The 12,383-nt window shown below is 72.6% G+C and carries 12 protein-coding genes; 5 read left to right on the top strand and 7 right to left on the bottom strand.

What is annotated here, in order from left to right; all coding sequences use genetic code 11:
* Window positions 1-132: 132 nt before the first annotated feature.
* From ACH4XV_RS04500 to infC, 5 genes are all read right to left on the bottom strand, one after another.
* The gene (locus ACH4XV_RS04500; protein WP_395786752.1) at window positions 133-1,182 is read right to left on the bottom strand and encodes an ATP-binding protein; all 1,050 of its coding nucleotides are present in this window, start codon (window positions 1,180-1,182) and stop codon (window positions 133-135) included.
* 136 nt (window positions 1,183-1,318) lie between these two features.
* Window positions 1,319-2,167, bottom strand: coding sequence for a TrmH family RNA methyltransferase (locus ACH4XV_RS04495; protein ID WP_395786751.1), 849 nt, complete (start codon window positions 2,165-2,167; stop codon window positions 1,319-1,321).
* A gap of 73 nt (window positions 2,168-2,240) precedes the next feature.
* Window positions 2,241-2,633, bottom strand: a complete 393-nt coding sequence (gene rplT / locus ACH4XV_RS04490) for a 50S ribosomal protein L20 (protein WP_020552013.1) — start codon at window positions 2,631-2,633, stop codon at window positions 2,241-2,243.
* A 120-nt stretch (window positions 2,634-2,753) separates the two neighbouring features.
* Complete coding sequence (rpmI, locus tag ACH4XV_RS04485) at window positions 2,754-2,948, bottom strand: 50S ribosomal protein L35 (protein WP_078978620.1); 195 nt, start codon at window positions 2,946-2,948, stop codon at window positions 2,754-2,756.
* Window positions 2,949-3,042: 94 nt separating this feature from the next.
* Window positions 3,043-3,738: a translation initiation factor IF-3 gene (infC, locus tag ACH4XV_RS04480; protein WP_395787056.1), complete on the bottom strand. Its 696-nt coding sequence runs from the start codon at window positions 3,736-3,738 to the stop codon at window positions 3,043-3,045.
* Window positions 3,739-4,112: 374 nt separating this feature from the next.
* Here infC and ACH4XV_RS04475 point away from each other — a divergent pair, with 374 nt between their 5' ends.
* Window positions 4,113-4,481, top strand: a complete 369-nt coding sequence (locus tag ACH4XV_RS04475) for a DUF1844 domain-containing protein (protein ID WP_380001054.1) — start codon at window positions 4,113-4,115, stop codon at window positions 4,479-4,481.
* Window positions 4,482-4,898: 417 nt separating this feature from the next.
* On the opposite strand, the gene ACH4XV_RS04470 is transcribed toward ACH4XV_RS04475, so the two are convergent.
* Complete coding sequence (locus ACH4XV_RS04470; RefSeq protein WP_395786750.1) at window positions 4,899-5,636, bottom strand: SseB family protein; 738 nt, start codon at window positions 5,634-5,636, stop codon at window positions 4,899-4,901.
* A 1,288-nt stretch (window positions 5,637-6,924) separates the two neighbouring features.
* Entirely contained in the window at window positions 6,925-8,466 is a 1,542-nt protein-coding gene (locus ACH4XV_RS04465) for a carboxyl transferase domain-containing protein (RefSeq protein WP_395786749.1), read from the bottom strand.
* 142 nt (window positions 8,467-8,608) lie between these two features.
* On the opposite strand from ACH4XV_RS04465, the gene ACH4XV_RS04460 reads away from it, so the two are divergent.
* The 4 genes from ACH4XV_RS04460 to ACH4XV_RS04445 all read left to right on the top strand — a co-directional run bounded on the left by ACH4XV_RS04460 (window position 8,609) and on the right by ACH4XV_RS04445 (window position 12,346).
* On the top strand, window positions 8,609-9,853 hold the full coding sequence (locus ACH4XV_RS04460) for an amino acid deaminase/aldolase (RefSeq protein ID WP_395786748.1): 1,245 nt from the start codon (window positions 8,609-8,611) through the stop codon (window positions 9,851-9,853).
* A 217-nt stretch (window positions 9,854-10,070) separates the two neighbouring features.
* On the top strand, window positions 10,071-10,445 hold the full coding sequence (locus ACH4XV_RS04455; RefSeq protein ID WP_020552020.1) for an STAS domain-containing protein: 375 nt from the start codon (window positions 10,071-10,073) through the stop codon (window positions 10,443-10,445).
* Window positions 10,446-10,521: 76 nt separating this feature from the next.
* Window positions 10,522-11,463 (top strand): 5'-3' exonuclease H3TH domain-containing protein, encoded by a 942-nt coding sequence (locus ACH4XV_RS04450; RefSeq protein WP_395786747.1) that lies wholly within the window; start codon window positions 10,522-10,524, stop codon window positions 11,461-11,463.
* 154 nt (window positions 11,464-11,617) lie between these two features.
* Window positions 11,618-12,346, top strand: a complete 729-nt coding sequence (locus ACH4XV_RS04445; protein WP_395786746.1) for a hypothetical protein — start codon at window positions 11,618-11,620, stop codon at window positions 12,344-12,346.
* The last annotated feature ends 37 nt before the right edge of the window (window positions 12,347-12,383 follow it).

Raw genomic sequence — 12,383 nt, 5'->3', positions numbered from 1 at the left:
CCGCCGGTGGTGGAGGCGGCAATGACGTCCTGCGACGTCCGCGCTCCGAGTTTACTGACGCCCGATGGGCGTGCGTGTCCGCGGCCGCCGGACCGCGACGACGTGGGTGGGACTTCCTCCGCGCGGGCAGCGCTACATGAGGACGTCCGGCATCGCGGCCGGCAGGGTGAATCGAAATCGGGCCCCGCCGCACTCGGCGCGATCCACGCCGATGGTGCCCGCGTGCGCTTGGACCAGGCCCTTGACGATGTACAGCCCCAGGCCGGTGCCACCGCGGCGGTTGCCGCGCCAAAAGCGGGTGAAGACGCGCTCGAGGAGTTCGTCCGGGATGCCCGGGCCCTCGTCGCTCACCGTGATCTCCGTCCCGTACGCACCGGGCGCGGACCCGATGGAGACCGCGCGCATCTCGATGGTGACGGTTCCCGCGCCGTGGCGCACCGCGTTTTCCAGCAGGTTGCCGAGAATCTGGTCGAGTTTGTCGGCGTCGAGCCACATGCGGGGCAACGGCCCGTCCACCACGACCACGAAGCGCTCGTCCGGCAGGCCGTTGCATTCGAGCGCGCGCAGGTGCCGGTGTACCGCCTCCTCCATGTCGACGACCTGGCGGTTGAGTTGCAGCCGGCCCGCGTCGATCCGGGAGATGTCCAGGAGTTCGGTGATCAGCCGGGTGACCCGGTCCGCGTCGGCGTCGACCGTCTCCAGCATCAGCCGCTTCTGCTCGTCGGTGAACCGCTCCCACTTGGCGAGCAGCGTCGCGGTGAAGCCCTTGACCGAGGTGAGCGGCGAGCGCAACTCGTGCGCGACGGTGGCGATCAGGTCGGAGTGGCCGCGCTCGATCCGCCTACGCGCGTCGGTGCAGCGCAGCGACACCACGAGTTTGCTCAGCGGCCCGCGCGGCCCGTCGTCGCGCACGTAGGACGCGGTGACCAGGATCTCCCGCCCGGCGAGCAGCAGGTTGCGCTCGGGTTGGCGGGTCCGGGTGGACAGCCCGCCGTACGGATCGGTGCACACCCACCAGCGCCGGCCCTCGATGTCCTCCAGCGGCAGCGCGTCGGCGATGTGTTTGCCGAGCGCGTCCTCGGGACGCGTCCCGGTGATCCGGGCGGCGGCGGCGTTGAAGGTGACCACCGTGCCGTTCTCGTCGGCGACCACCAGGCCGTCGGGCAGCATGTCGGCGTCCATCGGCCCCCTTCCCGTTTCGGGCCCGAGGGAGTTCCGGGCCGGACACACTATCCCAAGGCGCAGCGTGCCGTCCGGGTGCGCCGGACGCAACCGACTCGTTCCCCGGCACTCGCCAGTCAAGCCGGGTACGTCGGGGTCATCGCGCGTTTCGCGCGCCGGAGCGGCAGCCCCCGTGACCGCGCTGCGCGCGGGCGGAGGCATACAGACACACGGCCGCGGCAGTCGCCAGGTTCAGACTCTCGGCCCGTCCGTGGATCGGCACCCGCACCACGGCGTCGGCCAGCGCGCGGGTCTGCTCGGGGAGCCCCCACGCCTCGTTGCCGAATATCCACGCGGTGGGTCCGGCGAGCCCGCCCGCGTCCAGTTCGCCGTCCAGATCGGCCTCGCCCGCGCCGTCCGCGGCCAGGATCCGCATCCCGGCGGCGCGCAGCGCGGCGACGGTGTCCTCGATCCGGGCGCCGGTGACGACAGGCAGATGAAAGAGGCTGCCCACCGAGGCGCGCACTGCCTTGGGGTTGTACGGGTCCACGGAAGCGTCGGTGAGGACGACCGCCTCGGCGCCGGCCGCGTCGGCCGCGCGCAGCACGGTGCCCGCGTTGCCGGGGTCGCGCACGTTGGCCAACACCGCGACCAGGTGCGGCCGCGCCGCCATCGCGTGTTCCAGGGTCACGTCCACGAACCGGCACAGCGCCACCACGCCCTGGGGGGTGACGGTCTGGCTGATCGCGGCGACGACCTCGTCGGTGGCGGTGAACACCGGTACCCGGGCCTCGTGCGCGCCGGCGACCAGATCGGGGTAGCGCTCGGCCACCTCGGGGGTGATGTACATCTCGCGCAGCGTGCCCGGCAGGGCCACCGCCTCGCGCACCGCCTGCGGTCCCTCGGCCAGGAACAACCGCTCCCGGGCCCGGAAAGCGCGTTTGGCGAGCCGCCGAGCCGCCGCCACTCGTGGTGATCGGGTGGACGTCAGCTCGGGGCTCGCCATCGCGTTACCGTTCTCTGCTCTCGACCTGCAACGGTCTGGGAAGTGCTGCGACATCGACGACGTGAGTCGACGATCAGGCCGCGGCGTCTTCCTTCTTCGCGTTGACGTCGGCCGGGAGGGCCTTCTGCGCTACCTCGACGAGGGCGGCGAACGCCGGGGCGTCGTTGACCGCGAGCTCGGCGAGCATCTTGCGGTCGATCTCCACACCGGCGGCCTTGAGGCCCTGCACGAAGCGGTTGTAGGTCATCCCGTTCAGGCGGGCAGCGGCGTTGATGCGCTGGATCCACAGCTGACGGAAGTCCCCCTTCCGCTTCTTGCGGTCGTTGTAGTTGTAGACCATGGAGTGGGTGACCTGCTCCTTGGCCTTCCTGTACAGACGGGACCGCTGGCCGCGGTAGCCGGACGCCCGCTCGAGGATGACGCGGCGCTTCTTGTGGGCGTTGACCGACCGCTTGACGCGTGCCACTTGATGAACTCCTTGATGTCAGACCGCGGTGTGTCGACCGCGGCCCGGGTAAGTCTGGGACCGTCGCCTGTCGCCGACCGGTGGGTTCTCGTCAGCCGGTGCGACGACTGCTGCCTACTACTACTTCTTGAGCAGCTTCTTGATCTTCTTGGCGTCGGCCGGGGCCACCTCGACGACACCGGCGAGGCGCCGGGTCAGGGTCGAGGGCTTGTGTTCGAGAAGGTGACGGCGACCCGCACGCTGGCGCAGCACCTTGCCGGAGCCGGTGATACGAAAGCGCTTGCTGGCACCGCTGTGGGTCTTGTTCTTCGGCATGTCGCCGCAGTCTCCTCGTCGTGCCGTACCCGCCCGGTACCACCGGGCAGGCACAGGTGTGTGTGCAAATCGGCGCGGGGCGACCCGTTCCGGGTCAGACCTGCTCTTCGGCCTTCGGCTCCGCGTCGGACTCGACGGGGGCTTCGGCGACCTGAGCGGCGGCCTCGGCCCTGCCGGCTTCCGACTCGTCGGGGCGTTCGTCCCCGGACTCGACGGCCACCCGACGCGCGTCCTTGCGCGCCGCCTGGGCCTCGCGAGCCTCGGCCATGGCCTCGGTCTTCTTCTTGTGCGGGCCGAGAACCATGATCATGTTGCGGCCGTCCTGCTTCGGGTTCGATTCGATGAACCCGAGCTCCTGGACGTCCGTCGCGAGACGCTGCAGCAGTCGGTAGCCCAGTTCGGGCCGGGACTGCTCGCGACCACGGAACATGATCGTGATCTTGACCTTGTCGCCCTGCTTCAGGAACCGCTCGACGTGACCCTTCTTGGTGTCGTAGTCGTGCGGGTCGATCTTCGGCCGGAGCTTCATCTCCTTGATGACCGTGTGCGCCTGGTTCTTGCGCGCCTCACGGGCCTTCATGGCCGACTCGTACTTGAACTTGCCGTAGTCCATGAGCTTGCAGACCGGCGGCCGGGCGTTGGCCGCGACCTCTACGAGGTCGAGGTCGTACTCCTGGGCAAGTTCCATGGCCTTGGCCAGCGGGACGATTCCGACCTGCTCGCCGCCAGGACCAACGAGTCGCACCTCGGGGACGCGAATCCGGTCGTTGATGCGGGGCTCGGCGCTGATGGGGCCTCCTCATACCTGAAGCGACCGCGGGCGAAGCGGTCACATGTGTCTCGGTGTCACTTCCCCCCGAGCCAGGTTCTCCGCGAAGCCATCCAGGCAACGCGAAAAAGCCTCGCACGGTTGCATGCGAGGCTCCACCACCGGCTGACGAAGCCGCCCAGAGGGCGGCAAACGTGGAACGGACGCACACGAAGTGCGTCGCACCGGACCGGTACCCGTCGTCCGTGAGGTCGATCGGGTGGGAGACGGAGCCTCCGCTTGCAGGCCGGGCATGCAGATGCCCGGTCGGTCGATACACCACTCTACCACTGGCTCGAACATGCCGAAGGGCCCCGTTGTTCCCCGATTCGGGGGCATACCCGAGACTGGTTCCCATGAGCGAGAGCGCCCCCCATATTGCACCCGGCCCGGCCGACGACGTCGACGTCATGACCCGCGACATCGCGGACGTGCCGGCCGTCGAGGTCATCACCACGCTGTCCGTCCACCTGATGAGCGCGGCGGCGGTCAAACTGGGCCTGGCCGAGGACGGCGAGGCGCACAAGGACCTGGACGAGGCCCGCAAACTGATCACCGCCCTGGCGGGCCTGGTCACCGCCGCGGCCCCAGAGGTCGGCTCCTACCACGCGGGCCCTTTGCGCGACGGCCTCAAAACCCTCCAACTGGCCTTCCGGGAGGCTTCCACATACCCGGACGTCCCCGGAAAGGGTCCAGGCGAAAAACTCACAGGCCCAGTCCACTAACCCCAAGCGGGGTGCCGGGACCCTGGCCCGGCACCCCGCCACGGAAGCGAACCGAGCCATCCAGCCGGTCCGGCGCTTGAGGACAACCGGACCGGAGGCCGGCCCCGGAAGCGACCCGGCCCAACTCAGCCCGTCCGGCGCTTGAGGACAAGCAGGGCACAGCCCGGCTCGGGGGCAAACCCGCCCCATCAGCCCTCCGGCGAATGAGGATCGGCAAGCACCACCGAACCCAAGCCGAGCAACCAATCCAGCCCGTCCGGCGCTTGAGGACAACCGGACCGGAGGCCGGCCCCGGAAGCGACCCGGCCCAACTCAGCCCGTCCGGCGCTTGAGGACAAGCAGGGCGCAGCCCGGCTCCGGAGGCGACCCGGCCCCAATCCGGCCCGTCCGGCGCTTGAGGACGAACCCCGGTCGCGTCTATCGCGAAAAGAGTGGCTCCGCCTCCAGCGAAGCGCCCGGCGGCAACATCGCCAGGTCGAGCCCACGATCCAGCCGGGCCCGGACCACGTCGTCCTCCGCCAACCGCCCCACGATCCGCCGCGCGGCCTCCGTCACCTCGATCGGCGACGCCGCCGCCACCAGGCTCAGCGTCAGGTCGTTGCCGCCGCCCTCGGTCAGGTACACAGCCGACACCGCGCTCTCGGGGTGCACCGCCTCCCGCACCGCACCCAGCACCTCCGGATCCCGGTGCGGAGCCAGATGCGCCCGCCCCTCCGCCACCGCCCGCAGCCGACTGCCCGACACCTCGTACGGATACGGCCCGGCCAGGTCGAGCAACAGCGTGTCCGCCTCCTCCGCGTACGCGGCGTGCGCGGCGCGCGCGGCCTCGACCGGGATCGGCCGGGCGTCCGCCCGCCAACGCGCCAGCGCCGCGACCGAGGTGAACGCCGGCAGCGCCCGCCGCCCGTCCGGACCCTGGATCGTGGGCACCGCCATGTCGCTGGACTTCTCCCGCCGCAACTCCCCGGGCGCGACGTCCTCCTCCTCGGTCAGGATCGCCACCACCGGGACCAGCAGTCGCGCCTCGCACAGGGCCCGGGAGACCGCCTCGTCGTCCACCTCCGGCGCCGCCAGCGCCTGTGCCAGCGCGGGGTGGGCGCTGCCGTCGTCGTCGGGGAATCCGGTGTCGGGAATGCTCTTGCCGCTGAAATCCACCCGTCGACTGTAGGCCACCGGCCGACCGCCGCCACCACCCCGGACCAGCCCCGGGAGCATCGCGGGTCGGCGACCACTTGCCGACCCGCGACCTCCCTATCGAGGTCCGGCTCGCCCGCCCCGCACATCCGACCCGCGACGGCGCGATCGAGCCGCCACGGCCCCGGGAGACCGGACGAGGCGCCGGGCCGAGCCGGCCCGTCCTGGCCCGTGCTCGGACGGGTCGGGCTGAAACCGGCGCGGATCCCGAACCGCGTTCAGCGTAGATCCGGCGGGATTTGCCGTTGGGGACTCCCACCACGCTCACCCATTCGAGTGAACCCCAAGTCACCCGCTTGCCCCGCACCTGCCGTACAGGCATCCATCGCGCGCAGCGCCCACCGAGGCACCGAGTTCGACACACCAACGGCGCGAGGCAACCTGGACGCCGGGGGCACGAGGCGGGCGGACGAAGGCGCCTCGGTGGAGCGCAGCGGAACCGCAACCCACTCCACAACCGGCAGAGCGCAGCGGAGCCGGAACCCCCAAGGCGCCGCGCAGCGGCAACGCCCCCCGCGCTTCCGCCCCCGACGGAGCGAAGCGGAGGAGAAACCACTTCACACCCACCCCGACCGCGCCCCAGAGGCCGCCGGGGCCCGGCCGGAGTCGGGGGGCAACCAAGACGCGAAGCCAGGACCGCGACGCAAGCCAACCAAGCAGCCAGGCTCGCGGCATGAGCAGCCCAAGCAACCAGGGTCGCAACACGAGCCACCCAAGCCACCACACCCGCAACACAAGCCACCCAACCAACCAAACCCGCAACACAAGCCACCCAAGCCACCACACCCACAACACAAGCCACCCAACCAACCAAACCCGTATCCCGCAGCGTTGCTTCTTATCGGGCGCTTCGCGCCGGCTCGCGAGGGACCACCCGACCCAAAACTCGCGGCTCCGCCGCTCTCCGCGCTGCGCGCGTCGATCACGCGGGCGGCCCGAGTAGTGGGCGCTGACGCGCCAACGGGGGTGCGCGTCGCGTGTAGGGCGGCCGAGTCGCGGGGGGCTCACGCGCCACAGGAGTGTGCGCACCGGATGGGCGAGGCAGCCCGAGTCGCGGGGGGGGGCTCACGCGCTACCGGGTGCGCCCACCGGATGGGCCGGCAGCCCGGGTCGTGGGCGCTGATGCGCCGACTGAGTGCCCGGCTGCGCCTTCGGTGCACGTCAGAGTCGCGACCGGAAGCGGTTCCGGTGTGCGCCGCGTCGAGGTCGGTGCCCGCGCCGGCCCCGTCCCACCCCCGTGGTCGTGTCGTCAGAGGCCCAATCGTCGATAGCGCGATCGTCTCCTCGCCAATCGGGTCGGGGTGTCCATGGTTCGCAAAGTGTCGAGTTCCTCGCGGAGGGTTTCGGCGACCCGTTGTACGAACGCCACGGGTTCGGTGGCCGCGTCCGGGTGTTCGGGGACCACTCGGTCGACGATGGCGCTGTGGTGCAGGTCGGCGGCTCGGATGCCCTGGCGGTCGGCGATTTCGGGGGCGCGATCCGTGGTGCGGTACAGGATCGCCGACGCGCCCTCGGGGGGCAGCGGCGACAGCCAGCCGTGTTGGGCGCAGACGACCCGGTCGGCCGGCAGCAGTGCGAGGGCGCCGCCGCCGGAGCCCTGGCCCAGCAGCAGGCACACCGTCGGCGCGGGCAACAGCACCAGCTCGGCCAGGCACCGGGCGATCTCCCCGGCCAGCCCGCCCTCCTCCGCCTCCGGGGACAGCGCCGCACCGGCGGTGTCCACCACGGTCACCAGCGGCAGCCCCAACTCGGCCGCGAGCCGCATTCCGCGTCGGGCCTGGCGCAGCCCCGCCGGGCCGAACGGGCCGTGCTCGCTCTGCCGGGTGCGGTCCTGGCCCAGCACCACACACGGCGCCCCGGGGCCGGCCCCGACCCCGAACCGGGCCAGCACCAGGCGCAGCGCCGGTTCGCTCTCCCCCTCCCCCGTCCCGCGCAGCGGGGTGACCGAGCGCGCGCCGTGTCGCAGCAGCGTGCGCAGGCCCGGCCGGCGCGGATCGCGCGAGCGCCGCACCGACGTCCAGGCCGGCACGTCCGGCAGCGGTTCGGCGACGACCTCGGCGTCCGGGACGGCCGACCCGGACGGCACGGGCGGCCCCGGCGGCGCGGCGTCCGGGCCGAGCACGTCGAAGACCCGGATCACCACCCGGCGCAGCTCCTCCGGCGGCACCACCGCGTCGATCAGCCCGTGCTCGTACAGGTTCTCCGCGACCTGGACCCCGTCGGGGAACGGGCGATCGTGCAGGGCCTGGTACACCCGCGGCCCGAGGAAGCCGATCAGCGCGCCGGGCTGGGCGGCCGTGACGTGGCCGAGCGAGCCCCAGGACGCGAACACGCCGCCCGTGGTGGGGTGGCGCAGATAGACCAGGTACGGCAGACCCGCGGCGCGATGCGCGGCCACCGCCGCGGAGATCTTGACCATCTGCAGGAACGCGACGGTGCCCTCCTGCATGCGGGTGCCGCCCGAGGTGGGCGAGGCGACCAGCGGCAGGCGCTCGGCGGTGGCGCGCTCGACCGCGAGGGTGAGCCGTTCCGCCCCCGCGACGCCGATCGAGCCGGCCAGGAAGTCGAACTCGCAGGCCACCACCGCGACCCGGCGCGCGTGGATCCGGCCCTCGCCGGTGACCAGCGCCTCGTCCAGGCCGGTGCGCTCGCGGGCCGCCGCCAGTTCGGCCGCGTAGTCCGGGTCCGGGGCGGCGAGCGTCGGCAGCGGGTCGTTCCAGGCCCGGAAGCTGCCCGGGTCCAGGACGCGGTCGATCAGGTCGAGCGCCCGCACCCGCTCGGGGTGACTCATACGATCAAGCTAACGCACCGTCAACGCCCCGTCGGCGCGACTCGGCGCAGACGCACCCGGGCCGCCCGACGAGCCCACCACCGGCCACGAGCCCTACCCGCGAGTGCTACCGATCGGTACGTCGATCTGGCAGGCTGCGGCCATGGTCTCCGCCGCGCCCCCCGTGTCCGCTCCCGCCCCGACGCCGACGGCGAGCGCCGACCGGTCCCGCTACGACCGGGCCACCGCGCACCTGGACGCCCCCTTCGCGATCGTCGATCTGGACGCCTTCCGGGCCAACGCCGCCGACCTGGTGCGCCGCGCGGCCGGCACGCCGGTGCGGGTGGCCAGCAAGTCGGTGCGCTGCCTGCCGCTGCTGCGCGAGGTGCTGGCCATGGACGGCTACCGCGGCGTGATGGCCTTCACCCTGCCCGAGGGCCTGTGGCTGGCGGCCGAGGGCGTCACCGACATCCTGGTGGCCTACCCCTCCGCGGACCGCGCGGCGTATCGGCGGCTGGCCGCCGACGCCGAGGCCGCCGCGCGGGTGACGGTCATGATCGACGACCCGGCGCAGCTGGACCTGATCGAGCGCGCGCTCGCCGACGTGCGGCCCCGGGCCGAGGTGCGGGTGTGCCTGGACATCGACACCTCCTGGCAACTCCTCGGCGGCCGGGTGCACATCGGCGCGCACCGCTCGCCGCTGCGCACCCCGGAGCAGGTGGCCGCGGTCGCCGAGGCGGTCGTACGGCGGCCGGGCTTTCGGCTGGTCGGCCTGATGGCCTACGAGGCGCACATCGCGGGCGTCGGCGACGCGCCCGAAGGCCGCGCGCTGTACGGCCGGGTGGTACGGGCGATGCAGGCGCGCTCGGGCGGCGAACTGAGCCGGCGCCGGGCCGACATCGTGCGCGCGGTGCGGGCGGTCGCGCCGCTGGAGTTCGTCAACGGCGGCGGTACCGGCAGCGTGGAGCGCACCGTGGCGGAGACCTCGATCACCGAGGTCGCGGCCGGCTCCGGGCTGTTCCAGCCGCGGCTGTTCGACCACTACAGCGCCTTCCGGGGCCGGCCCGCCGCGCTGTTCGCCCTGCCGGTGGTGCGCCGGCCCGGCCACGGTTGCGTGACCGTGCTCGGCGGCGGCTACCCCGCGTCCGGCGTGCCCGCGCCCGACCGGCTGCCCCAGCCGTACCTGCCCGCGGGGCTGACGTACCACGCGCAAGAGGCCGCCGGCGAGGTGCAGACCCCGCTGCGCGGCGCGCCGGCCGACGATCTGCGGATCGGCGACTCGGTGTGGTTCCGGCACGCGAAGGCGGGCGAGTTGTGCGAACGTTTCGACGCGCTGCATCTGGTCGAGGGCGACCGGGTGGTGCGTACGGTGCCCACGTATCGGGGCGAGGGCCACACGTTCCTGTAGGCCGCGAACCCGAAACCCGGACCCGCCGCGGCCCTTCGTGTCGGCCCCGGCACCCGAACCGACCTGCCGTTACCCGGACAAGACCCTCTCGTTCGGCCCACCGCGCAAAAAACGACCCGTTGAGGGGCTGTCCGGCACCACTCCGGATGGCCCACAATGCCCATTGCCGGCGCCGTATCGGCGCGGCGGTACGTCCGGCCGGTGAAAGGTCGCAGCCATGATCGCGCGCTTGGGCACCCTCGGGCAGGAACATCCCGTCACCGGGGTGACGATCTGGCGCGGTTGTGCGGTCGTCCACCTGGCCGGCGAACTGGACCTGCACAACGCCCCGTTGTTGCACCGCACCCTGATCGAGTTGATCGACGGCGGGTGTCGTCGGGTGGTGGTGGACGCCACCGGGCTGAACTTCTGCGACTCGGTCGGCCTGGGTGTGCTGATAGACGCGTTCAAGTCGATGCACGCGTTCTCCGGCGAACTGCGGCTGGCCGCGCCCGACCGCAACGTGCGGGCGACGCTGCGGATGACCGGCCTGATCGACGTGCTCGGGGTGCGCGACACCCTCCAGGAAGTCCTGGACGAGTTCGCCGACTGACGCCGGCGCCGGCGGGCGGGCCGGCGCGACCCGCACGACCGCGCGAAGGTCGGCTCCCGCGTCGGTGCCGTGCGGCATGATCGGGCTCGTGACCGAACGTCTGATGCTCCTCGACACCGCGTCCCTGTACTTCCGCGCCTACTTCGGCGTCCCGGAATCCGTCAAGGCACCCGACGGCACGCCCGTCAACGCCGTGCGCGGCCTGCTCGACTTCATCACCCGCCTGGTCGAGGACCGCGAGCCGACCCGGCTGGTCGCGTGCATGGACGCCGACTGGCGGCCGCAGTTCCGAGTCGACGCGATCCCCTCCTACAAGGCGCACCGGGTCGCCGAGGAGATCGGTCCCGACGAGGAGGAGATCCCGGACACGCTCGGCCCGCAGGTGCCGGTGATCGAACAGACGTTGGACGCGCTGGGCATCCCGCGCGTGGGGGTAGCGGGCTTCGAGGCCGACGACGTGATCGCCACGCTGGCCACCCGAGCGCCTACGGCGGTGGACATCGTCACCGGCGACCGGGACCTGTTCCAACTCGTCGACGACGCGCGCTCGGTCCGGGTGCTCTACACGGTCAAGGGCGTGGCCGCGCACGAGGTGATCGACGAGGCGGCGGTGCTGGCCCGCTACGGCGTACCCGCGTCGGCCTACGCCGACTTCGCCACGCTGCGCGGCGACGCCAGCGACGGGCTGCCGGGGGTCAAGGGCATCGGGGACAAGACCGCCGCCCAGTTGATCGTCGAATACGGCGACCTGGCGGGGGTGCGCCGGGCGGCGGCCGACCCCCGGGCCAGGCTCACCCCGGCCCGGCGGGCGCGGATCGTCGAGGCGAGCGACTACCTCGACGTGGCACCGGGCGTGGTGCGCGTGGTGCGCGACGTACCGCTGCCGCCGGCGGCCGAGTGGGATCGGCCGTTGCCCACCGAACCGGCCGATCCGCAGGCGCTGGACGCGCTGCGCCGGCAGTGGGGCCTGACCGGGCCGGTGCACCGACTGCTCGACGTGCTCGCCGCCCGCCGGTGATGCCCGGAATCTCCACCTGAGGACGGCGGCCGGCCACTCGAAAGGGTCGCTCCGGAACGCGCCGGGCGCACGGGCGTGAATGTGACCCGGGTCACATTCAAGAAAACTTCGGCGAACTTTGTCACGTTCGTCGCAAAGCCCGCTCTCGACCGCCATGCGTACCGAGTGTGACACCCCGATCACCGCCCAACCCGACCGCGACTGGCTCCGCGGCGAGTGGCAGCGGGTGACCCTGCGGGCCGGTTGGCCCACCCGGGTCGCCTGGCACAGCGACGCCGTCGAGCAGTGCCTGGACGCCTTCGTCAGCGGCGGCCGGGACCACGCCGCCTGCCTGGCCCTGGCCCGGGACCGGGCCGCCGCCGAGATCCCGCTGGAGGTGGCCCTGGCCGAACTGGACGCGCTGTTCCTGTGCGCCCTCGCGCACAGCGCCCCCGGCCCGCTCGTCCAGGCCTACCTGAGCACCCGCGCCCGGGCCAACCCGCCCGGCACCCTGCCCCCCGGCACCGACCCGATCACCGAACTCCCCTCCGCCGCCCTCCTCCAGCAGCGCCTCGTCGAGCGCACCGCCGCCGGCGAACACGTGCGCATCGTCGTGGTGCGCCTGGAGGTGCCCGAGTCGCTGCTGTGGGGGCACCTGCGCCACCTGCTGCTCACCGCCCGCCACCTGGAGCGGGCCCTGGGCGACCTCGCCTACGCGGTGCCGCCCGGCCGGCTGATGGCCCTGCTCGACGGCGACGACCCGGAACTGCCCGACCGGCTCGACCGGTTGTGCCGCGCCCCCGTCGACCCGCTGGACGGCCCCGGCGGAGCACCCGGCGGCGCGCCGCGGATCCCCCGATCGAGCGTGCGCGTGACCACCGCGCCGGGCACGACGGGTCGATAGCACCGTGACGAACCACTACTTCGCACCCCCGTTCGTC

It is taken from the genome of Embleya sp. NPDC020630 (assembly GCF_044334985.1).
Taxonomy (GTDB): domain Bacteria; phylum Actinomycetota; class Actinomycetes; order Streptomycetales; family Streptomycetaceae; genus Embleya.
The sequence above is the reverse complement of the archived record's forward strand: the minus strand, read 5'-3'. Positions and strand labels throughout refer to the sequence as shown.